General features: G+C 64.1%; 15 protein-coding genes. 4 read left to right on the top strand and 11 right to left on the bottom strand.

Annotation, left to right across the window (positions count from 1 at the left end; translation table 11 throughout):
• Positions 1–85 precede the first annotated feature (85 nt).
• From ABE528_RS12205 to ABE528_RS12170, 8 genes are all read right to left on the bottom strand, one after another.
• Entirely contained in the window at positions 86–1351 is a 1266-nt protein-coding gene (locus ABE528_RS12205) for an OprD family porin (protein ID WP_346653105.1), read from the bottom strand.
• Positions 1352–1431: 80 nt separating this feature from the next.
• Positions 1432–2610, bottom strand: a complete 1179-nt coding sequence (gene mhpT / locus ABE528_RS12200; RefSeq protein ID WP_346653104.1) for a 3-(3-hydroxy-phenyl)propionate transporter MhpT — start codon at positions 2608–2610, stop codon at positions 1432–1434.
• Between the two features lie 66 nt (positions 2611–2676).
• Positions 2677–3687, bottom strand: a complete 1011-nt coding sequence (gene mhpE / locus ABE528_RS12195) for a 4-hydroxy-2-oxovalerate aldolase (RefSeq protein WP_346653103.1) — start codon at positions 3685–3687, stop codon at positions 2677–2679.
• Positions 3684–4616, bottom strand: a complete 933-nt coding sequence (locus ABE528_RS12190; protein WP_152957821.1) for an acetaldehyde dehydrogenase (acetylating) — start codon at positions 4614–4616, stop codon at positions 3684–3686. The genes mhpE and ABE528_RS12190 overlap by 4 nt, the downstream gene beginning before the upstream one ends.
• Before the next feature lie 11 nt (positions 4617–4627).
• Positions 4628–5422: a 2-keto-4-pentenoate hydratase gene (gene mhpD / locus ABE528_RS12185; protein WP_346653102.1), complete on the bottom strand. Its 795-nt coding sequence runs from the start codon at positions 5420–5422 to the stop codon at positions 4628–4630.
• A gap of 15 nt (positions 5423–5437) precedes the next feature.
• Positions 5438–6301 (bottom strand): alpha/beta fold hydrolase, encoded by an 864-nt coding sequence (locus tag ABE528_RS12180; protein WP_346653101.1) that lies wholly within the window; start codon positions 6299–6301, stop codon positions 5438–5440.
• Between the two features lie 19 nt (positions 6302–6320).
• Positions 6321–7265 (bottom strand): 3-carboxyethylcatechol 2,3-dioxygenase, encoded by a 945-nt coding sequence (gene mhpB, locus ABE528_RS12175; protein WP_346653100.1) that lies wholly within the window; start codon positions 7263–7265, stop codon positions 6321–6323.
• Between the two features lies 1 nt (position 7266).
• Positions 7267–8934 (bottom strand): bifunctional 3-(3-hydroxy-phenyl)propionate/3-hydroxycinnamic acid hydroxylase, encoded by a 1668-nt coding sequence (locus ABE528_RS12170; RefSeq protein WP_346653099.1) that lies wholly within the window; start codon positions 8932–8934, stop codon positions 7267–7269.
• A gap of 316 nt (positions 8935–9250) precedes the next feature.
• On the opposite strand from ABE528_RS12170, the gene ABE528_RS12165 reads away from it, so the two are divergent.
• The 4 genes from ABE528_RS12165 (at position 9251) to ABE528_RS12150 (ending at position 13628) form a co-directional block, all read left to right on the top strand.
• The gene (locus ABE528_RS12165; RefSeq protein ID WP_346653098.1) at positions 9251–10054 is read left to right on the top strand and encodes a DNA-binding transcriptional regulator; all 804 of its coding nucleotides are present in this window, start codon (positions 9251–9253) and stop codon (positions 10052–10054) included.
• Positions 10055–10142: 88 nt separating this feature from the next.
• Positions 10143–12209 carry a maltose alpha-D-glucosyltransferase gene (gene treS, locus ABE528_RS12160; protein ID WP_152957816.1) on the top strand — a complete coding sequence of 689 codons (2067 nt, stop codon included), beginning with the start codon at positions 10143–10145 and terminating at the stop codon, positions 12207–12209.
• Between the two features lie 81 nt (positions 12210–12290).
• Positions 12291–12917 (top strand): riboflavin synthase subunit alpha, encoded by a 627-nt coding sequence (locus tag ABE528_RS12155; RefSeq protein ID WP_346653097.1) that lies wholly within the window; start codon positions 12291–12293, stop codon positions 12915–12917.
• Between the two features lie 9 nt (positions 12918–12926).
• Positions 12927–13628, top strand: coding sequence for a YoaK family protein (locus ABE528_RS12150; protein WP_346653096.1), 702 nt, complete (start codon positions 12927–12929; stop codon positions 13626–13628).
• Positions 13629–13631: 3 nt separating this feature from the next.
• On the opposite strand, the gene proP is transcribed toward ABE528_RS12150, so the two are convergent.
• The 3 genes from proP to ABE528_RS12135 all read right to left on the bottom strand — a co-directional run bounded on the left by proP (position 13632) and on the right by ABE528_RS12135 (position 21260).
• Positions 13632–15134, bottom strand: coding sequence for a glycine betaine/L-proline transporter ProP (proP, locus tag ABE528_RS12145; RefSeq protein ID WP_346653095.1), 1503 nt, complete (start codon positions 15132–15134; stop codon positions 13632–13634).
• Positions 15135–15316: 182 nt separating this feature from the next.
• A complete protein-coding gene (gene hemB / locus ABE528_RS12140; RefSeq protein WP_346653094.1) occupies positions 15317–16291 on the bottom strand; it encodes a porphobilinogen synthase in 975 nt (324 codons plus the stop codon).
• A 223-nt stretch (positions 16292–16514) separates the two neighbouring features.
• The gene (locus tag ABE528_RS12135; protein ID WP_346653093.1) at positions 16515–21260 is read right to left on the bottom strand and encodes a S8 family serine peptidase; all 4746 of its coding nucleotides are present in this window, start codon (positions 21258–21260) and stop codon (positions 16515–16517) included.
• Between the last annotated feature and the right edge of the window lie 1344 nt (positions 21261–22604).

The following is a 22604-nucleotide window of genomic DNA, read 5'->3' as shown; positions in this document are numbered from 1 at the left end:
GTTACATTTTTGGTGCCTGTGAGACCGAGCGCCGCCTGCGCGGCGCATCGCAGATAAATCCTACACAGGCAACCCGCCAGCTGAATCACCAGAGCCTGACGGTGTAGTCCAGGTTCACCCGCAGTTCGTTGTCATCGCGGTGGGTCGCCCCCGCCGCGAAGTCATTGCGGTACCAGGCATGGCGCAGGCGCAGCGTTACCCCTTTGAACGTGCCCTGCTGCACGGCATATGACAGCTCGATATCCTTCTCGCTCTCGCTCAGCCCACTGCCACCAAAATGCGCCAGCTCGATGTTGTCGCCACGCACATAGCGCAGCATGCCCTTGAGTCCCGGCATGCCGAACGGGGCGAAGTCCTGGTCGAACTTCACCTGCCAACTGCGCTCTTTGGGGTTGAGAAACTCCGAACTCAACGTGCCCTCGGTGATCACCAGCGGCTCGGTGCCATACAGGTAGGGCATAGCCGTGTCGCCATCCAGGCGCATGTAGCCCGCACCGAAGCTGTGACTGGCCCAGGCGTAGGTCAGCATCAGCGCGGTGTTGCGGTTGTCGACCTTGCCGGCCTTGGCAGCGCCGTCCTCACCGGCAACGAACAGGCGGAAATCGCTCTTCAGGCGCCCCGCCCCGACCGCGCGGTCGTCGACGAAACCGAAGTAGTCCTTGCGGTACAGCTGGTCCAGCTCGGCATGGTAGTAGCGCAAGGTCAGCGCGTCCGACCAGGCATAGTCACCCCCGAGGAAGGTGAAGCGGTCGGAGGTGGCGGCGCCGTTGAAACGACCATTGGGCGCGCCAATGCTCATCTTCTGATAGTCGGTGGAGTCGCGCAGGTTGATGCGGTCGAGCCAGCCGGCGTGCAAGCTGAAGCGGTCGATATCGGTGGAGCGCAGGTAGGCGCCACGGAAGGTTTGCGGCAACAGCCGGGTCGGGCTGGCGAAGGCAATTGGCAGGAAAGTGCTGATGGTGCCGCCTTGCAGCTCAGTGTGCGAAATGCGCATCTTGCCGGTCAGGCCCAGTTCGGAATATTCATCGGCAGGTTCACGGGTTGTCCGGTCGAACGGCAGCAGCCCGGTGCCTGCGCGGTCGGGCGAGGAATCCAGCTTCACCCCGAGCATGCCCTTGGCATCCAGGCCGAAACCGACCGGCCCCTCGCTGAAACCGGAGCTGACATTGAGAATGAAACCCTGGGCCCATTCGCGGGCGGCGGCCTGTGGCGTGCTGCCCAGGTAGTTGCGGTCGAAGTAGTAGTTGCGCAGCACCAGTTCGGCGTGACTGTCTTCGACGAAGCCAGCGGCATGGGCAGTACTGCTGCAGAGCAGGCTAGCGGCCAGGCAGGTTTTCGGGGCCTTGAGCATGATCACTTCACTTTCTTGTAGTTGTAGGAAGCCCTGCCGCAGACGCAGCAGGGAGCACGCAAGGTTGAACAACGCTTAAGTCAGGCGGGGCGGCGGCCGATCAGGCGGAACAGCGCCAGCGCAGCAATCACCACACCCGGCGCCGAGGCCAGCAGCACGCCGGCGGAACCGGCGCCAAGGGCAAGCATCTGGCCTGCCACCAGCGGCCCGCTCATCGCCCCCAGGCGCCCGACGGCAACGGCTGCGCCAACGCCGGTGGCGCGTACGCGCACGGGGTAAAAATGCGGCGCCAGGGCATACAGCACACCCTGCCCACCGGTGGCGAAGAAGCCCGCACAGAAGCCGGCGACCAGCATGCCGGTCAGTTCGCTGGCCAACCCCAGGCCGGCCAGTGCGGCCAGAATGCCCAGGTACACCAGCGCCGCCGTAGCCCAGGCCGGCAGGCGTTCGAGCAGCAGGCCCAGGGCCAGGGTGCCGATGGCGGCGCCGATCTGCAGGGCAAACATCACCCAGCTGGCGTCATGGCTGCTGAAGCCCTGGCCGACCAGCAGGCTCGGCAGCCAGTTGATCAGGATGTACACCACCATCAAGGTGAAGAAGTAGCTCAGCCACAGCAGCCAGGTCGCCCCCTGGCCAAACAGCTCGCGGCGCAGGTTCGGCGTGGCTTCGGCGGTGGCGCGAAACTGGTTGGACTCGGGCAGGTAGCGCAGCAGCAACGGCAGGATCAGCAACGGCCCGGCACCTCCGACATGGAACACCCGTTGCCAGTCGCCGCTGTAGCCGGCAATACCGATACCCGCAGCCAGCGCCGCACCCAGCGGCACGCCGCAGTACATCAGGCTCACCGCGCTGCCGCGCAGGCGCTGGCCGGCGGCTTCGGAGGTGAGCGCGATAAGGTTGGGCAGTGCCGCGCCCAGGCCCACACCGGTCAGCAGGCGCGCCGTCAACAGGCTGGGCAGGCTCCAGGCGTGGGCAGTGGCCAGGGAGAACACGCCGAACAGCGCAACCGAGCCGATCAGCACGCGCTTGCGGCCAACGCGGTCGGCCAGCCAGCCGCCGACCAGGGCACCGGGCAGCAGGCCGAGGATACCGGCACTGAACACCCAGCCCATGTGCAGCTTGCCCAGTGCGAAGGCACTGGCCATGCCCGGGGCGGCGATACCAGCGGCTTGCAGGTCGAGGCCTTCGAGCAGTGCGACGAGGAAGCACAGGCCGATGGTGATCGCCACGCGCGGCGAGTTGATTGCAGGAGAAGTCATGAGGTTACCCGTCTTGTTTTTGTATTGGGGCCAGAGGGGGCTGCTGCGCAGCCCCGTTTCGAAGGATCAGCGCTGGAGCAGGTCCAGTGCCACATCGACAATCATGTCTTCCTGGCCACCGACCATGCGCCGCTTGCCCAGCTCGACGAGGATGTCCACTGCCTTGATGCCATAGCGGGCCGCGGCCACTTCGGCATGGCGCAGGAAGCTGGAGTAGACCCCGGCATAACCCAGGGCCAAGGTTTCCCGGTCCACCCGCACCGGGCGGTCTTGCAGCGGGCGCACCAGGTCGTCGGCGGCGTCCATCAGCGCGTACAGGTCGGTACCGTGCTGCCAGCCCAGCTTGTCGGCGGCAGCGATGAACACTTCCAGCGGCGCGTTGCCCGCCCCCGCGCCCATGCCGGCGAGGCTGGCATCGATGCGGTCGCAGCCCTCCTCCACGGCGGCAATGGAGTTGGCCACGCCGAGGCTGAGGTTGTGGTGGGCGTGGATGCCGGTCTGGGTCGCGGGGTCGAGCACCGCCTTGACGGCACGCAAGCGCGCACGGATGTCATCCATGTTCATTGCCCCGCCCGAGTCCACCACGTAGATGCAGGTGGCGCCGTAGCCCTCCATCAACTTGGCCTGCTGCGCCAGCCCTTCGGGCGTCTGCATGTGGCTCATCATCAGGAAGCCGACGGTGTCCATGCCCAGCTCACGGGCATACTCGATGTGCTGGCGCGAGACGTCCGCCTCGGTGCAGTGGGTGGCTACACGGACGATGCGGGCACCGGCGTCGTAGGCGTTTTTCAGGTCATGGAGGGTGCCGATCCCTGGCAGCAGCAGCGTGGCGATTTTGGCGTGGCTCACCGCGTCGGCCGCTGCTTCGATCCATTCGAGGTCGGTGTGGGCACCAAAACCGTAGTTGAAACTGGAACCCTGCAGGCCATCGCCATGGGCCACCTCGATCGAGTCGACCTTGGCCCGGTCAAGGGCAGCGGCGATGGCGCGCACGTCGTCCAGCGAATACTGATGGCGGATGGCATGCATGCCGTCACGCAGGGTCACGTCACTGATATAGAGCTGTTTGCCGTTCATGCCGGGGCTCCCATCGCCAGGGCCATGCGCTCGGCGGTAGCCAGCGCGGCGGAGGTCATGATGTCGAGGTTGCCGGCATAGGCCGGCAGGTAGTGGGCGGCGCCTTCGACCTCAAGAAACACCGAGGTCTTGAGGCCGCTGAAAGTCCCCTGCCCCGGCAGTTTCAGGTCACGCACCTGTTCGAATTGCACCTGCTGCTTGAGCCGGTAGCCCGGCACGTAGGCCTGCACCGCAGCGGCCATCTCTTCGATGCTCGCTGCCACCTGCTGCTGATCGGCGGCTTCGCTGAGCACGTACACGGTGTCGCGCATCATCAGTGGTGGCTCGGCCGGGTTCATGATGATGATCGCCTTGCCCTTGGTCGCACCGCCGATCACTTCGATGGCCTTGCTGGTGGTCTCGGTGAATTCGTCAATGTTGGCGCGGGTGCCGGGGCCGGCGGACTTGCTGGCGATCGAGGCGACGATCTCGGCGTAATGCACCTTCGCCACCCGCGATACGGCCGCGACCATGGGGATGGTCGCCTGGCCACCGCAGGTGACCATGTTGACGTTGGTCGCCTGCAGGTGCTGCTCCAGGTTGACCACCGGCACGCAGTACGGGCCGATGGCGGCCGGGGTCAGGTCGATCATGCGCAGGTCGGCCTTGTGCTGGCGCAAGAAGGCGTCGTTGTTCACGTGGGCGCCAGCGCTGGTGGCGTCGAAGACGAAATCGATGTCGTTGAACACCGGCAGGCGGGTCAGCCCTTCCACCCCTTCGTGGGTGGTGGCCACGCCCAGGCGGGCGGCACGGGCCAGGCCGTCGGACGCCGGGTCGATACCGACCATGGCGGCCATCTCCAGGTGTTTGGCATTGCGCAGGATCTTGATCATCAGGTCGGTGCCGATGTTGCCGGAACCGATGATGGCAACTTTGCGTTTGTGGCTCATGGGGGTCTCCGTCATTCGCCGCTGAAGGTCACGCCGACGCGGCCCAGGCCGTCGATCTCGGCTTCGAAATGATCACCCGGCGCCACCGCTACCATCGGCCCGAGGGCACCGGTGAGGATGATGTCGCCAGCACGCAGCGGCTCGCCCAGGCGGGCCGTGGTGCGGGCCAGCCACACTGCAGCATTGAGCGGGTGGCCGAGGCATTCGGCGCCACTGCCGCTGGACACCAGCTCACCGTTGCGGGTCATGCGCATGGCCGCGCCGCGCAGGTCAAGGTCATGCAGCTGGCGCGCCGGGCCGCCCAGCACGAAGCAGCCACTGGAGGCGTTGTCGGCCACGGTGTCGGCAAAGCGGATGTTCCAGCCCTGGATGCGGCTGCCGACGATTTCCAGTGCTGGCAAGGCATAGGCCGTGGCGCCGATCACATTGGCGAAGGTGGTCTGGGCACTGGGCAGGTCATGGGCCAGTACCAGAGCGATCTCGGCCTCGATCTTCGGCTGCATCACGCCGGTATGGGGCACGGTTTCGTTGTCGCCGTAGCACATGTCGGCGAACAGGCTGCCGAAGTCGGGCTGATCGACGCCAAGCTGAGCCTGTACCTTGGGGTTGGTCAGGCCGATCTTGCGACCGACCAGGCGGCGGCCGGCGGCCAGGGCGTGGGCCACGTTCAGGCGCTGGATGGCATAGGCGGCCTCGGCGTTTTCCGCACCGATGGCGTCGCGCAGCGGGGTAATGGCTTCGCCCTGCTGTTGCGCGCGCCGCAGGTCGGCGGCCAGCCGTTCGAGGGTTGGCGAGTCGATGGTCATGGGGTGTACCTCAAATCAGTGCTGGAGGAAGTCCAGCACCAGGCGGTTGAAGGTGGCGGCGTGCTCCCACTGGGCCCAGTGGCCACAGTTGTTGAACACGTGCAGTTCGGCGTCGGCGATGCCGGCGATCAGGCGCAGGCCGACATCCAGCGGCACAAAGCGGTCGTTGCGGCCCCAGATCACCAGGGTCCTGGCCTTGATCTCGCCCAGGCGCGCGCCAAAGTCGGGGAACTGCTTGGGGTTGGCGGCCAGGCTGGCGACGAAGTTGTCGAGGTGGTCGCGGCGGCTGAGCATGTTGTCCAGGCGGGTCTGGAACAGCGCCTCGGTGAGGTCGCTGGGGTCGTAGACGAAGACGTTCATCATCTTCTTCAGGTTGTCGATGGTCGGCTCGCGGTACAGCGCGTTGATCAACTTGATGCCCTCGGTGGGCATCGGCACGAACGGACTGGCGCCACCGGTGCCCCCGCCCATCAGCACCAGCTTGCCGACCCGCTGCGGGTGGCTCAGGGCAAAGGCCACGGCACTGTGGCCGCCCATGGAGTTGCCGAGGATGTGCACACGCTCAAGGCCGAGCACATCGAGCAACCCCCTGAGTGCGGTGGCGTTGAGGTCTGAACGCGAGCCACGGCAGACGATCGGGTCGCTCTTGCTCCAACCCGGGCAATCCATCAGCAGCACGCGATAGCCGGCGGCCAGCAGCGGTTCGATGTTGCGGTTGAAGTTGGCCCAGCCACTGGCGCCCGGGCCGGAGCCGTGCAGCATGACCACGGTCTCGGCGCCTTCGCCGAGGTCGTTGTAGTGCACTTGCAGGTCGAGCTCACCCTCGCGGATGCGGGCAAAACGGCTGCTGTCGGCTTCGTTGATGGAGCTGCGGGTCATGAAGGGAGTCCTCCGTTGATCAGGTAAGGGAATGGGCGCTGAGCGAGCCGAAACCGGCGATCCATTCGGGGATCGGCCGGTAGTAGCGCGCACTGGCCTGGTAGTCGCCGAATGCGGCCAGCGCGGCAAAGGCGGCTACCCAGGTCTTGACCTCGTGGGTCGACTTGCCGGCCAGCGCCGACAGCTCGGCATTGGCCATGCCATCGAGTTCGGCGAAGCGGCGTTGCTCCAGCAGGTCGAGGAAGTGGTTGTCCCAGGCCGGGTTGAGCGGGTGCAGGCTGTGCTGGTCACGTACAAAACCTTCGGCGGCGCTGATCACCCGTTGCTGGCGGGCCTGGCGCTCGTTGGCCGGCAGGTCGCGGCCACTGCCCATCAGGCGGTCGGCCATGCGCCCATCGACATGGGCCAGTTCCGGCACCGGCGGCTGGTGCGACAAGCCACCGGAACCAAGGAACAGCACGCGCTTGCCGGTGCTGCGGGCGAAACGGCCAATGGCCTCGCCAAGCAGCCGGGCACGGGCAAAGCTCGGCAGCGGTACCGCCACACTGTTGATGAAGACCGGGATCACCGGCTTGTGCGCCAGGCCGCCGAGCAACAGCTCCAACGGCTGGGCGAAACCGTGGTCGACCTGCATGCGGTAGGACACGGCGGCGTCCACACCCGCCTGCAGTACCGCATCGGCACAGGCCTCGGCGATGTCACGCGGCACATCCAGCGGGCCAGCGGCACTGTTGAAATCGCCGATGGCGGTGGCGCCCATGCCGAGGCAGAAGGCCGGCATCACATCGTAAAAAAAACCGTTGTAGTGGTCCGGAGCGAACAGGAACACCAGCTCCGGGCCGAACGCGGCGATGCGCGCACGGGCAGCGGCGACCACCTCGTCCACTTCCGCCAGCACGGCTTGCGCCGGGTCGACGTAGCCCACCAGCGGGGTGTGCGACAGGCAATGCAGGTAGGCACTCATTTCAGGCCACCTTGGACGCCAACGGCGCCTGCTGGTTGGCCTGAGGGCGAGCGGCCAACGCCTGCAACAGGGCATCGCTGGCCTGGCCGACGGTTTGCGGAATGGCCACCGCGCCCACGAAGCGGTCAGGGCGCAGCAGCGCGATGGACACCGGGTAGCTGCCGAACCACGCCTTGAGGCGGCCACTGCAGTCGCCCACGCGAATCACCCCGTCCGGTACCTCGCGCCCGGCCTTGAGTTGCACCTCCGGCAGCACCTGGATGAAGCACGCGCCCAGGGCACGCCAGGCCCGCACCTGCTCGGCGCTCAGGCCCCAGAGCGGATCGTTGCCCCAGGCGATGAAGGTGAAGTTGCTGCCGATCACGTCGTCCAGCAGGCGCGTCTCACCCGTTTCGGTAACCACCTTGGGCTGGATGAACATGCGCCCGACTGGCGATGCCTTGCTGTTCACCTCGGCCACCAGCGCGCCCTTGGCGTACTGCGGCATGGGCTTGAAGCGCATTTCGAGGAAGTAGCGTTTGACCGCCGGCAGGTAGTTCAACGCCCACGACACGCCATCACGCAGGGCGCCCTGCCAGCGCTTGGGCGGCGCCAGCACGTGGCCGGCGAGCACCGACAGGTCGATCATTGCCTTGGCATGGTCGCGCCGCTCCTGCTCGTAGGTGTCGAGCAGCGCCTCGCCTGCCAGGCCCTTGGCCACCAGCGCCAGCTTCCAGCCAAGGTTGCTGGCATCGCGCATGCCGCTGTTGTAACCCTGGCCCTGCCACACCGGCATGATGTGCGCGGCGTCGCCGGCCAGCAGCACCCGCTTGACCCGGAACTGGCCGGCCAGGCGGGCGTTGTGGGTGTAGACGCGCTTGCGGATCAGCTCGACCCGGTCCGGGTCCGGCAGCACCTTGGCCAGCAGCTTGCGCAGGTTTTGCGGCTGGCTCAACTGCGCCTCGGTCTCGCCCGGCATCACCATGAACTCGAAGCGCCGCACGCCATGGGGCAATGCAGCCGACACGTACGGGCGCACCGGGTCGCAGCACAGGTACACGTTCGGCGTGCCCAGCGGGTCGTTGGCGATGTCGATGACGATCCACTGGTTGGGCGCGGTCTTGCCTTCGAAAGAAATATCGAGGCTGCGGCGGATCAGGCTGTTGCCGCCGTCACAGGCCACCAGGTAACGGGCACGCACAGTCTCCTGCCGGCCTTCAGGGCCGTTCATGCGCAGGTTCACGCCGTGCTCGTCCTGCTGGAACTCGACCACATCGCGGGAGAACAGCGTGCGCACATTGGCAAAGCGCGCCAGGCCCTGGTACAGCACGGCATCGACCTGGGGCTGGATGAAGGCATTGCGGCGCGACCAGCCGAACTCGTCGGTCATTGGCTGGATGTCGGCGAAGCAGCGGCCCTTGGGCGTCAGGAAGCGCATGGCGTGCCACGGCGTGGTGTGCGGCAGCACCTGCTCGACCAGGCCGATGGCCTGCACGGTGCGCAGCGACTCGTCGTCGATACCGATGGCGCGCGGGTAGTCGATCAGCTGGTCGAGCTTCTCGATCTGCAGCACCTGCACGCCGGCCTGGCCCAGGTAGTTGGCGATCGCCAGCCCGACCGGGCCGGCACCGATGACCACCACGTCAGCGGCGTAGTCGGCCTGTGGGTGATCTGGATGTGACGTGTTCATTGTTGTAATCCTCGACACGGCCCGACGGCGCTCCCGGTAACTCCAGGCAAGCCGCTACCGCCCTCGCGCAGGCAGGCGCAAGGCAGTTGAACGGGCGTTATGGCTGGTACGGGTATTAGCGGCGCGACGCTACGCTTGGGTATGGGAAGGCGCAGGCAACGGGTAAGGACGGCAGGCAGGCATGGCGCATGGTGTATTCCCCTGTCAGGGCATTTGTAGTTGTTGGGGCGAGTATAGGAATGCTGCGGATTGCCCTACAATGAAAAAACGCCCTGCTGTGCACTTAGTGCACATCATTGTTTTATAAGGATTTTTTGTGAATATCGACCGAGACTCCGAGTACAAGAACGTGCGTGGGCTGAGCCGTGGCCTGGCCTTGCTCAATGCCCTCAACCGCCTCGACGGCGGTGCCAGCCCGACCCGCCTGGCCGAGCTCACCGGCCTGCACCGCACCACCGTGCGGCGCCTGCTGGAGACCCTGCAGGAGGAAGGTTACGTGCGCCGCAGCGAGTCCGACGACAGCTTCCGCCTGGCCCTCAAGGTGCGCGAGTTGAGCGAAGGGTTCCGCGATGAGCAGTGGATCAGCGCCACGGCGGCGCCGTTGCTGGCCGAGCTGTTGCAGGAAGTGGTATGGCCGACCGACATCAGCACCCTGGACGTCGATGCCATGGTGGTCCGTGAAACCACCCACCGCTTCAGCCGGCTGTCATTCCACCGCTCCATGGTCGGGCGCCGCCTGCCGCTGCTGGCAACGGCTACCGGGCAGGCCTACCTGGCGTTCTGCGATGACGCCGAGCGCGAGCAGATCATCGCCCTGCTGGCCAGCCGTGAAGGGCCCGAATACCGCTTGGCGCGTGACCCTGTGACGCTCGACAACCTGCTGCGCAAGGTGCGCCACCGGGGCTATGCGGAGAATTTCATGGCCTGGAACCAGGAAGAGAAGATCGCCTCGATCGCCGTGCCCTTGCACGCGGGTGGGCGGCTGCTGGGGTGCCTGAACCTGGTGTATGTGGCCAAGGCGATGAGTATCGATCAGGCGGTGGTGAAGTACCTGCCGGCGCTGCAGCGGTTTGCCGGGCGGATTGACCAGCTGTTGAGCGAGGCGCGCAAAGATGATTGATTGCAGGCCACGCTAGCCTCAAGCCGAACGATCCGCTCGCCATGCCGTCATAACCTTGGCCGGTGCCGCCACGCAAAGAGGACGCGAAATGACCCAGCCCGACCCGTCATACCTCAAATGGCTTGAAGACCGCTCGATGCTCAAGGCCTCGCAGGAGCGGGCCCGCCTGTACTCCGGCCAGTCACGCCTGTGGCAGAACCCCTACGCCGAAGCCCAGCCACGCCGCGCCACCGAGATCGCCTCGGTGTGGCTGACGGTCTACCCCGACGCGATCATCGCCCCCGAAGGCTGCTCGGTACTGGCGGCCCTCGGCCACGAAGCGCTGTGGAGGCGCCTGTCGGAGATCGGCGTACAGGGCATCCACACCGGCCCGATCAAGCAGTCTGGCGGCGTGCGCGGGCGTGACTTCACCCCCAGCATCGACGGCAATTTCGACCGTATCAGCTTCGACATCGACCCGCTCTACGGCAATGAGCAGGAGCTGGTGCAGATGAGCCGCCTGGCCGCCGCGCACAATGCCGTGACCATCGACGACCTGATCCCCTCGCACACCGGCAAGGGCGCGGACTTTCGCCTGGCCGAACTGGCCCACGGTGCCTACCCCGGGCTCTACCACATGGTCGAGATCCGCGAGGAGGACTGGCCGCTGCTGCCCGACGTACCTGCGGGCCGTGATGCGGTCAACCTGGCGCCAGCGCTGTGCGACGAACTCAAGCTGCGCCACTACATCGTCGGCCAGTTGCAGCGGGTGATCTTCTTCGAGCCTGGGGTGAAGGAAACCGACTGGAGCGCCACCGCGCCGATTACCGGGGTCGACGGCAAGACCCGGCGCTGGGTGTACCTGCACTACTTCAAGGAAGGCCAGCCGTCACTGAACTGGCTCGACCCCAGCTTCGCCGCCCAGCAGATGATCATCGGCGACGCCCTGCACGCGCTGGATTGCCTGGGGGCCCGCGGCCTGCGCCTGGATGCCAACGGTTTTCTCGGCGTGGAAACCCGCGCCAGCGGCAGTGCCTGGTCCGAGAGCCACCCGCTGTCGATCGTCGGCAACCAGCTGATCGGCGGCATGATCCGCAAGGCCGGCGGCTTCAGCTTCCAGGAGCTCAACCTGACCCTCGACGACATCGCGCAGATGTCCAAGGGCGGTGCCGACCTGTCCTACGACTTCATCACCCGCCCCGCCTACCAGCATGCCCTGCTGACCGGCGACACCGAATTCCTGCGCCTGATGCTCAAGGAGATGCACGCCTTCGGCATCGACCCGGCGTCGTTGATCCACGCCCTGCAGAACCACGACGAGCTGACCGTCGAACTGGTGCACTTCTGGACCCTGCACGCCCACGACATGTACCTGTACAAGGGCCAGACCTTGCCCGGCAGCATCCTTCGCGAGCACATTCGCGAGGAAATCTACGAACGCCTGTCGGGTGAGCATGCGCCGTACAACCTGCGCTTCGTCACCAACGGTATCGCCTGCACCAGCGCCAGCCTGATCACCGCGGCGCTGGGCATACGCGACCTCGAACAGATCAGCCCGGAGGACATCGCGCTGATCCAGAAGGTGCACTTGCTGCTGGTGATGTACAACGCCATGCAACCGGGCGTGGTCGCGCTGTCCGGCTGGGACCTGGTTGGCGCCCTGCCGCTGCCGGCCGAGGCGGTGGCCGAGCGCATGGTCGACGGTGATACCCGCTGGATCCACCGGGGCGGCTACGACCTGGCCGGGCTCGCCCCGCAGGCACAAGCCTCGGTGCGCGGCATGCCGCGCGCGCGCTCGCTTTACGGCAGCCTCGACAGCCAGTTGGACAACCCCGAGTCGTTCGCCAGCCAGGTGAAAAAACTGCTGGCCGTGCGCCAGGCCTATGGCATCGCCACCAGCCGCCAGGTGCTGGTGCCCGAAGTCAGCAGCCCGGGCCTGCTGGTGATGGTGCATGAGCTGCCGGCCGGGCGTGGTATCCAGATCAGCGCATTGAACTTCGGCCAGGAGGTGATTGCCGAGGCGCTGCAATTGACCGGCTTCACCCCGGGGCCGGTGGTGGACATGATCAACGAGACGGTCGAAGGCGACCTGAGCGAAGATGGCCGGCTGATGATCAACCTGGACCCTTACGAGGCACTGTGCTTGAGGATTGTGAACAGCAGTGGGCATGTCTGAGGCCAGTACGGCAACTTGCATTTGCAGCGCCATGGGCATAGCTTCCTGATGTTTTCCCTCTCTGTGCCCAGGAGCAACTCCATGTACACCGGCATCGTCCAGGCCGTCCGCCCTCTGCTTGATGTGACCCGCTACCCGGGCCACAACCAGTTCACCATCGACCTCACCCCGGAACTGCTCGACGAACTGAAGATCGGCGCCAGCGTCAGTGTCGAGGGCACCTGCCTGTCGGTGACCGAAATCGACGGCACCCAGGTGAAGTTCGACGCCATGACTGCCACCCTCGAACGCACCAACCTGCGCTGCTTCAAGGCTGGCCAGGGAGTGAACATCGAGCGCTCGGCGAAAATGAACGCCGAGGTCGGTGGCCACTTGATGGCCGGCCACATCGCCACCACCGCCGAGGTCGTCGAGCTGTCGATCAAGGAAACCGGCGCCTTCATCACCTTCCGCATGCCACCGCCATGGGGCAAGTACGTGTTCCCGCGTGGCTTTATCGGGGTCAACGGCTGCAGCCTGACCGTGGCCGATGTCGAGGACAACGTGGTGACCATCAACCTGATCCCGGAAACCCTGCGCCAGACCACCTTCGCTCGCTACCAGGCCGGCGAACTGCTGAACATCGAGGTGGACCACCAGACCATGGTGCTGGTGGACGTGGTGGAGCGCACGATCAAGAGCACCCTCGCCCGCGAAATGCCGCGCTGAAGCCTGCCCATGCTGCCCAACGCCCTCCCCGCACGCACGGCCAGGCGCCTGCGCCTGCAAGTCCTGCGTGGCCGCGTCGGCCTTGGCCTGGTGGCTGGGTTGTCGGTGCTGGCCGGCATGACCGACGCCATCGGCCTGCTGGCGCTGGGCGATTTCGTCTCGTTCATGAGCGGCAACACCACGCGCCTGGCCGTGGCCATCAGTGAGGCGGACCTGGCCATGGTGCTGCGCTTGAGCGGTGCCGTGCTGGGCTTTGTCGCGGGCAACGCGCTGGGCGTGCTGCTGGCCCGCGGTTTCCGACGCCGGGCCTGGCCAGTGTTGCTGGTGGTCGCGGCCCTGCTTGCCGGCGCCGCGTTGTGGCCGTTTGCCGCAACCTTCCCGGCACTGCTGGCGACCACCCTGGCGATGGGCATGATCAATGCGGTGGTGGAACAGGTAAACGGCCTGCCCATCGGCCTGACCTACGTCACTGGCGCCCTGTCGCGCTTCGGTCGCGGCCTGGGCCGCTGGCTGCTGGGCGAGCGGCGTAACGGCTGGCGGGTGCAACTGGTGCCCTGGGCCGGCATGCTGCTGGGCGCCGCCCTCGGCGCCTGGCTGCAACAGCGCCTGGGGTTGCAGGCAATGGCCGGCAGTTGTGCCCTGGCCTGCCTGCTGGCGTTGGTGTCGCGGTTCATTCCACGTTCGTGGCAGCGCGGCTACATGCCGCGCTGAGCCTCACTCGATGCGCGGGTGCTGCTGCGCCAGCACCTGGCGCTTGGCCTCAAGTTCGGCGATCTGCGCGTCAATGTCTTCGATCTTCTGCTCGATGTTGTCATGGTGCTCTTGCAACAGTTCGCGTGCTTCTTCGATATCTGACGCTGCAGGCGCGGCGCCACGCAGCGGCTTGTTGGCGGTTTCCTTCATGGTCAGGCCAGTGGCCAGGCCGACCACGGCGATCACCATCAGGTAGTACGCCGGCATGTACAGGTTGCCGCTGGTCTCCACCAGCCAGGCGGCGAGGGTCGGGGTCAGGCCGGCGATCAGCACCGAAATATTGAAGGCGCTGGCCAGGGCGCTGTAGCGGATGTGCGTGGGGAACATCGCCGGCAAGGTCGAGGCCATCACGCCGATGAAGAAGTTCAGCAGCACGGCGATGATCAACAGGCCGGAGAAGATCAGCCCGAGCGCGCCGCTGTTGATCAGCATGAACGCCGGGATGGCCAGGGCGAACAGCCCGACACTGCCCACGACGATGAACGGGCGGCGGCCGTACTTGTCGCTCAGCAGGCCGATGATCGGTTGCACGAACAGCATGCCGACCATGATCGCGATGATGATCAGCACGCCGTGGTCTTCGCTGTAGTGCAGGTTGTGTGACAGGTAGCTGGGCATGTAGGTGAGCAGCATGTAGTAGGTGACGTTGGTGGCGATTACCACGCCAATGCAGGTCACCAGGCTGCGCCAGTGCTGGGTAGCGACCTCCTTGAACGACACTTTCGGCCCCGAGGCCAGGCCCTCGCGGTCGCCCTGTTCGAGCTGGTCGACATGCTGCTGGAACGCCGGGGTTTCCTCCAGCGCGTGGCGCAGGTAGAGGCCGATGATGCCCAGCGGCAAGGCCAGGAAGAACGGCAGGCGCCAGCCCCATTCGAGGAACTGCTGTTCGCCGAGGACGGTGGAAATCAGCACCACCACCCCCGCGCCCAGCACGAAGCCGGCAATCGAGCCAAAGTCCAGCCAGCTGCCGAGGAAGCCGCGCTTGCGGTCCGGGGCGTACTCGGCAACGAAGATCGACGCCCCGGTGTACTCCCCGCCCACCGAGAAGCCCTGGGCCATCTTCGCCAGCAACAGCAGGATCGGCGCCCAGATGCCGATCGAGGCGTAGGACGGTATCAGGCCGATGGCAAAGGTGCTGAGCGACATGATCACGATGGTCGCGGCGAGAATCTTCTGCCGCCCGAAGCGGTCGCCCAAGGCGCCGAAGAACAGCCCGCCCAGCGGGCGGATCAGGAACGGCACCGAGAACGTGGCCAGCGCCGCGATCATCTGCACGCTTGGGTCTGCGTTGGGGAAGAACACCTTGCCCAGGGCAAAGGCGACGAAGCCATACACTCCGAAGTCGAACCACTCCATGGCGTTGCCCAGTGCGGCGGCGGTGATCGCCTTGCGCATCTTGGCGTCGTCGACGATGGTGATGTCCTTGAGGCCGATTGGCTGGACGCTTTTCTTGCGAGATTTCATGCCCGTATCCCTGTCGCTGAAGGCTCTAAGGGATCAGATACAACGGGACACTAAATAATTCAGCGCTTACTGATTTTTTCTCGGCATTTGAGGGGGGCCTGTCTTGAGTGTTGTGGCGATGCGGAAATCGAGCGCCGCGCGGGCGGCGCTCGATCTCACCGGCGACAAACCTCTAGAGGCGATCAGATCCCTTCACGGGCCAGGTCCATGGCGAAATAGGTCAGGATCAGGTCGGCACCGGCCCGTTTGATCGCGCCGATGCTTTCACGCACCACCCGGCCTTCGTCAATGGCACCGGCCAGGCCGCCGAACTTGATCATCGCGTACTCACCACTCACCTGGTACGCCGCCAGCGGCAGGCGCGAGGCGGCGCGGATGTCAGCGATCACGTCGAGGTAGGCCCCCGCCGGCTTGACCATCAGTACATCGGCCCCTTCCTGCTCGTCGAGCAGCGACTCACGCACCGCTTCGCGGCGGTTCATCGGGTTCATCTGGTAGCTCTTGCGGTCGCCCTTGAGCGCGGTGCCACCGGCTTCACGGAACGGCCCATACAGCGACGAGGCGAACTTGGTGGAATAAGCCATGATCGCAGTGTCGTGGAAGCCGGCACCGTCCAGGGCGCTACGGATGGCCTGCACCTGGCCGTCCATCGCCGCCGACGGGGCGATGAAATCGGCACCGGCAGCGGCGGCGATGACCGCCTGCTTGCCCAGGTTGGCCAGGGTGGCGTCGTTGTCCACGCCATTGTCGTGCAGCACGCCGCAGTGGCCGTGGCTGGTGTATTCGCAGAAGCAGGTGTCGGACATCACCACCATTTCCGGCACGGTGTCCTTGCAGATGCGCGACATGCGCGCAACCAGACCGTTCTCGTTCCAGGTGTCGCTGCCGGTGGCGTCCAGGTTGTGCGACACGCCGAAGGTCATCACCGACTTGATGCCAGCACGGGCATAGCGCTCGATTTCCTGGGCCAGCCGTTTTTCCGGAATGCGGTTGACACCCGGCATGCTGGTGATCGGCACGAAGTCATCGATGCCTTCCTCGACGAAAATCGGCAGGATCAGGTCTTCCAGGCGGAATTCGGTTTCCTGGAAGATCGTGCGCAGGGATTCGTTCTGGCGCAGGCGGCGGGGGCGAACGGAAGGGAAACGGTTGGACATGACAGCTCCAGGGCATTTTTTAACGGCGTATACCTTATGCCTGTCGAGCGCCAGTGAAAAGGCCGAATGACGAGATTATGCCTTGCGTCTGAAGTAATAAGCTGTTTCCTGTGCCGGCTTCTTCGCGGGCTCGCCCGCTCTCACAGGGATTGCACAGGCCTTCAGGCTAGTGCTGTACCTGTGGGAGTGGGCAGGCTTCGTACCGCCCGGCGCTTGAGCTGGATCATGCCGCGACGGCAATGGTCGATTCCCAGCGCTGCATGGGCGCCTCGGCTAGCAGGTTGGTACTGGCAGCTTGCGGGGCGAACGCCGCCATGGCATCGACCAGGTTGGCAAGGTTGGGCAGCACTGCGGGTGCCATGGTGGGCAAAGCCGCAGCAGCTGGCGGGGCGAAGATGAAATCGTCAGCCGTTACCTGGGCCAGTTCCAGCGCATCCAGATACAGCAGTTTGACCATGTTGCCCTGCCCCGCCACCGTCACGCCGTGTATCTGCGCGAAGCCATTCAACTGGAAGCGCTTGTCCTTGGTCAGTTGCAGGTCTTCGTAGCGACTGATGCCGGTCTGGCTCAGGTCGATCTTGTCGATGCCGTGCCGGAAGCCACGCACAGCGTTCTTGTAGTCGGTCGCACCGTCCTGTTGCCCCACCACGAAGACACTGGGCGCAACACTTGCCGGGCCATAGATCGTGCCTGCCAAGGATGCGACAAGTTGGCCCGAGTCATCCGATGTCAGTGACACACCCTCTGCCCCCCCACTGAGCAGCACAGTGCCGCTTGCCGGTTCCGGCGCCGGCCCTTCAGGGCTACCGTCGAAATAGCCCGGTGCAGCAATCAGCGTGTCTAGGAAGCGGAAATTGCTCGGCTGCAGTTCGGCTACCGCCTGTTGTGAAATGCGCAGGGTCTGCCCATTCCCCAAGTCAACCACGGCAGCAGCGCCATCCTGGCTAAGCTGTAAATCGGTAAAGGCCTTGATGCCAAAACCAATCAGGTCGACGACCTCTCGGGAGCGCTCGAACTGATGGAGCTCATCACGTCCGTCAGCACGCTTGTGAATGACATAGCGGTCCGTTCCGTTGCCGCCTTTGAGCAGGTTGTAACCACGACCGCCATCGAGCCAAGCACCGTCCGCGCCAGCGATGAGGGTGTCGTCACCGTCACCACCGATCAGGTTGTGCACCGCGCCAGGTGCAATGGTCAGCGCGGCCCCGGCGATGCTGGCGATACCGCTGACCAGATCGACCGAAATACTGCGGCTGACAGCAGCGGCATTGAGGGTATTGCGCCCGCCTGCCTTGCCGTTTACCGCATCATCCAGCACGGCACGCGCAGCGTTCTGCGCGACGGCATCGGCGTAGTCGTTGGTGTAGAAGTAGACATCATTGGCATTGCTGGGGCTGCCCACGACACGCAATGCCCAGCGATCAAGCGTCAACGGCAGCCCGTTGCCGGCATTGCTGACTTCCAGCTGCCACTCACCGACCGAGCGTTCACCGCGATGATGCGTTGACATGACGCCGTACTTGAATTCGCCCGAGCGTAAATTGCCCAGGTCGTCCTCGGCCGAGCCCGGTGCCTTGCCAGCGCGGTCCAGCAGCACACTGCGTGTACCGCCAGGCGATATCAGCGTGACGGTCATGTCGCCAAGGCGGCCGACCTGCGAGTGAATGTCGACTTCGACATGCTCCACCAGCACCCCGGCCGGCAGGCTCAAGGCAAATGTACTGACCTGCCCTGGCGCAATCTCCTGCGCAAGCGCTTCGCTGCCGGCAGCCAGCTGCTGCTCGTTGGCCTTGTTCGCCTGGCCAGCCCACGACTCGGCCAGGCGCACGGCAGCGCGCGCGTCGATCAGGCCGAACCCGTAGTCGTGACTGGCGCGCATGCCCCCGCCATTCCAGTTGAGCCCGGCGTTGTCGCGCCAGGCGGTAGCAGGGTCATCGACCTTGCGTGCGGACAACGCCAGAATCTGCTGCACATCCCGGTAGCCAAGCCCCGGGTTGGCCTGCAGCATCAACGCCACCACGCCAGAGACGATCGGCGCAGCGAAGCTGGTGCCCTGGGTTGTGCCATAGGCACTGCCAACCTTGGCGCCACGCTCGGCCTCCAGGTTGATACCACTGGACAGCACATGGCTACCTGGCGCGGCCACCAGCAAGCTGGAACCGGGGTTGGAGAATGGCGCACTGGCAACCTGCAACACCGAAAGGTCCGCCTTGGCATTGACCGCCGCCACTTCGATGGCGTGGCGGCTGTTGTTGATCAGCGAACCTTGCGCGCTGCCGCCCTGTTCGCGCTGGTTGCCGCCCGAGGTGACGATGACGGTCCCCAGCCCGCCGCGACCGTTGGTGGCCGCCAGTGTTGCGCTGAAGGCCAGGGCCAGGGACGTGTCGATCTTGCCTTCGGGCACGTTGCCGATGGCAAAATCGTTCTTGAAACCCCAGCTGTGGTTGGCGATGTCGTAATTGACCATCTGCCCCAGGTTGGTCAGGTCATCGCCTTTATTGGCAAGGTAGTGCCCTCCGAGTTTCGCGTCGTAGGCGATGCCGATGCCGCCTTGATCATTGCGCGCGCCTACCATCACCCCCGCCACTTGCGTCGCATGGTTGGAAGCCAGGGCCGGGAGCGTGCCATTGCTGCGCTGGGTCTGCAGCCAGATAGGGTCGATGTTGGCTTGCAGGTCCGGGTGCTGGATGTCGAAGATTTCCGGCGCAACGGCGAACTCGCCCCCAGGTTCGAACTGGCCGATCCTTACGCCCTTGCCCGTGAACTCGCGCCAGACCGGCTGAACGTCGATCTCATTGAGGTACCACTGGCGAGATGCCAACGGATCGACAGGCGACTGGTCGTGGCGCAAGGTCACTGTGGCGCGCAATGGCGCCGATGCGCCACTGGACACCTCCGTCACCCCCACCGATGCATTGCCGGCGGCATCGACCAGGTCGTAGCGGAAGGTCACATCCGCGTCATGGCCGGGCAACGGCGTAACTTCGACATCGCCCTGCTCATTGAGCCGAACGGTCGCGCCCTTGCCGTCAGCAACCGAGGCAATCCGCAGCGGGCCAGTGCTGTTGAGCAGCAGGTCATTGGCCAGCAGCACCGAGGCAGGAATGACCAGGGCAGTTGCCGTGGTGGCGAACGCAGCTATCTGTTCCGAGGCAAGCGTGTCGCCAATCGGCAACGCACCGGGGGCCTGCAGGTCGATCGCCGCGATGTCGGCGAAACTGAGCTTCTGAACATTGCTCAGGGTAAGGCCGCCATCACGCCCGGCCTGCCGATCGTTTACCTGATAGCCCGTCGCCGTACGGGAAATCAGGTACTCATCGTGATTGCCATGCAAGGTGACGAGGTTGACCCCGCCTGCGCCATCAATGGTGGCGTTGCCGCGCCCGGCCTCGATGACGTCATCCGCCGCACCGCCGGTGATCTGGTCTGCACCGCCGCCGGCATGGATGATGCTGCCAGCGGCCGAAGCCTGAATGCGATCGCCATTGGGGCCGGCATAGATGACGGCCTTGCCGGTACCGCCGATGATGGTGTTACGGCCCGTGCCGCCTACCAGCACATCGTTGCCGCCGCCACCGATCAGCAGGCTGTCACCCGATCCGCCCTTGATGAAAACACCGCGCTGCCCGCCACTGACGATGACGTCCTTGCCACGCCCGCCCTGTGCGATGGTCAGCCCGGCTTCGGCCATGTTCAGGCCGACACCCTGCTCACCAACGATCAATGCAGTGTCACGCCCGCCGTTGCCGCGGATGTTCGCCAGCTGGTCAGTGGCGCTGATCACCAGCACATCGTCACCGGCACCGCCCACATAGGTGTTGCTGCCACCGCCGCCAACCAGCCAGCTGCCGCCCGGGGCGGCCTTGAGCACATCATCACCGGCCCCGCCCTGCACGGTATCCACACCCAGCGCGGCGGCATCGAGCTCGGCGCCTTGCGGGCTGTTGCTGATGTAGGAACGGCGCGAGGTCGCTCCGCTGATGGAGGTCAGCATGGTGGCGCTGTCTTGCTGCTCGACGAGGTTACCGACGGTGTCGGCGAGGTACTTCACCGCCAGCACTTCACGCTCCACACCATTGGCCACGAACGTGCCGCGGGAGATGACTTCGTTGCCCTGGCGAACCTCGTTCACCGGCTGGACCTGGCGCAGGTCGATCTGCGTGATGCCGTGTTCCGGCAAAGCCTTGAGCTCGCCGGCATCGGCACCGCCATCGTGATTGGCATCGACCCAAAGCTTCAGCTGTGCCCAGGCTGCATCGTCGGCGGTAATCAAGCCATCGGCATTGGCATCGACGCTGGCCAGCGCCGCGAAACCATCCTTGAACGGCGCCTCACCCGGGGCGCCATTGCTGCCCGGCTGGCCGCCAAAGTATTCAGAGAACAGCTGGCGGATGCTGACGACCTGGCCACTGCCGTCGTCGTGCACCAGCATGCCGGTCTGGCGATCGGCCCAGCCTGTGCGCCGCAGTTGGCCGCTGTTGTCGACATCGAACAGCACTGCGTCTTCAATACCGGTCAGCCCTGCGCCTTGGCCACTGAGGTCGAACAGCAGCGGGTCGACGAAGATGTTGACCGTGGTCATGGCGGCCAGGCCGTTCAGGACGGCGGCGTTGCGCAGGCTGAAGTCCGGTGTGTCAGTGCCGTCCTGATAGAACTGCGCCAGGTGCTGGTTGGGGCGGACGTTGGGGTCCAGCTGCAGCTCGCCGGGGCGGATGCCGCCCGTGGCCAGGCTGCCCAGCTGGGCGGAGGTGAAGTCGGTGTTGTTCAGGGTGTTGTCGGTGAAGGCGATGCTGTGGGTCAGGCGGCGGTTGACGTAGCCGGCGCTGACGTCGTTGCGGATGTCGTCCTGGCCTTGCAGGTCGCGGCGGGATTCGGTAGTTGGGGTGATTTCGATCTGAATTGGAGAATCATCAGGCGCCACCGTAGCGGCCAGAGGGTCAGTAAAAAGCTCACTCACTTGCTTACTCATGGATTTTGCCAGCTCTTCAGCCAGCGAAAGCATACCACCCGGAGAATCAATACGACTCTTCCAGTAAGTAGCCATACTTCGCAACTCTACAGGTGCCAGGCTAGTTGAAATACCCATTTTGCTATCAGTCTCAATTGCTAATAAAAACTCTTGCATCGGATTACCGGCCGAACTCAGCACCTTCTCCCAATAAGGCTGACGCACCTTATCGTCCATCAATGTAAATACAGAATTCAGTGTCCAGGCATCTTTAGACCTGCCCAACCCTTCAAAAACCCGATCATGAAAGCCCCACACCTCTCTATAATTAATTTCCGCACCCACAGTCCCAGTCAAGACTTTAGAATCCAGCAAGTCCAAATAGCCTTCAGCCATTTTTACACGAACAAACTCGACATCTTCATCTTGCATCGGGCGACCTGCATCACTTTCAGTAACTTTCATGAAGCTAATTGCGGCAACCCCCGCCAATGAGTTACCTCTGACCACTCCATTGGCCAAGATCGCATAACGATCACCTTTGCCAGCCAAATAATCGTACATTGCACTGGCGCCTTGAGACTCAAAGAGCTCGCGCGCATGCCTTACATCTTCCTGAAGCAAACCAGACATACATCACCTCTTATTTTATTGATAAACCTTTACGTCAACCTTATCGTCCAACGCGCTCCAGCATGTCGAAGCCCGCCCTATACGGGAGAAATCGAAAGAACAACGAAGTCGCCAGCAGACAACATTCAACTTTGCAATAATTTAACAGCAACTCCTACGAAACCTCGACTACCTACACTGCAGCAAAGCCGACACCTGCAGTTGAGAGAATAAGCATTAAAAAAAACAAAAGTCTCAGTACATTCCATACAACTATCAATGCGTACATACCCAAGGACTTATTCATGCAACCTCCCTCATCAAGCATACTCAAGCTGAATTCTTTTCCATTTAGAAAAATACCTCAAGCATCCAATACTTACGCTCAAACCCCATTCATAATGGCTTACCCCAATACATATGTAGCACCCCAAGAACCGGACCCACCCACTAATCCAACCCATCGAATTTTAAGTTACTGCTCCTCACAAGTTTTTAATGACTGTCCCTCGACGCCCCAAGATGTGATGCCGATGTAAAACTCACTCAAGATCGCAAGCCCGCCCAGCCCAATGGGAGAAACAAGCAATAAGCATAGAACGATAACCCTTAGCAGGTTCCAGACTATGAGCAAGCACAACGTACCGACCGTCCTATTCATCTTAACCTCGCCTACCACCTATGAATTCAGCAATCTACAAAATACGATCTACGAACCGGCATCTCGGTTAGCCGTGAAATCGTCAGCCTCGA

It is taken from the genome of Pseudomonas sp. TWI628 (genome assembly GCF_039673865.1).
GTDB lineage: Bacteria > Pseudomonadota > Gammaproteobacteria > Pseudomonadales > Pseudomonadaceae > Aquipseudomonas.
Note: the sequence above shows the minus strand (reverse complement) of the source record. Positions and strands in the feature narration are given on the sequence as shown.

Bases quoted from the DNA above. Each gene is read 5' to 3' on its own strand.
- ABE528_RS12155 (WP_346653097.1), top strand. From the start codon at position 12,291: ATGTACACCGGCATCGTCCAGGCCGTCCGCCCTCTGCTTGATGTGACC.
- mhpD (WP_346653102.1), bottom strand. From the start codon at position 5,422: ATGACCATCGACTCGCCAACCCTCGAACGGCTGGCCGCCGACCTGCGG.
- ABE528_RS12150 (WP_346653096.1), top strand. From the start codon at position 12,927: ATGCTGCCCAACGCCCTCCCCGCACGCACGGCCAGGCGCCTGCGCCTG.
- ABE528_RS12170 (WP_346653099.1), bottom strand. From the start codon at position 8,934: ATGAACACGTCACATCCAGATCACCCACAGGCCGACTACGCCGCTGAC.
- mhpT (WP_346653104.1), bottom strand. From the start codon at position 2,610: ATGACTTCTCCTGCAATCAACTCGCCGCGCGTGGCGATCACCATCGGC.
- ABE528_RS12180 (WP_346653101.1), bottom strand. From the start codon at position 6,301: ATGACCCGCAGCTCCATCAACGAAGCCGACAGCAGCCGTTTTGCCCGC.
- mhpB (WP_346653100.1), bottom strand. From the start codon at position 7,265: ATGAGTGCCTACCTGCATTGCCTGTCGCACACCCCGCTGGTGGGCTAC.
- ABE528_RS12190 (WP_152957821.1), bottom strand. From the start codon at position 4,616: ATGAGCCACAAACGCAAAGTTGCCATCATCGGTTCCGGCAACATCGGC.
- ABE528_RS12135 (WP_346653093.1), bottom strand. From the start codon at position 21,260: ATGAGTAAGCAAGTGAGTGAGCTTTTTACTGACCCTCTGGCCGCTACG.
- hemB (WP_346653094.1), bottom strand. From the start codon at position 16,291: ATGTCCAACCGTTTCCCTTCCGTTCGCCCCCGCCGCCTGCGCCAGAAC.
- ABE528_RS12205 (WP_346653105.1), bottom strand. From the start codon at position 1,351: ATGCTCAAGGCCCCGAAAACCTGCCTGGCCGCTAGCCTGCTCTGCAGC.
- proP (WP_346653095.1), bottom strand. From the start codon at position 15,134: ATGAAATCTCGCAAGAAAAGCGTCCAGCCAATCGGCCTCAAGGACATC.
- treS (WP_152957816.1), top strand. From the start codon at position 10,143: ATGACCCAGCCCGACCCGTCATACCTCAAATGGCTTGAAGACCGCTCG.
- mhpE (WP_346653103.1), bottom strand. From the start codon at position 3,687: ATGAACGGCAAACAGCTCTATATCAGTGACGTGACCCTGCGTGACGGC.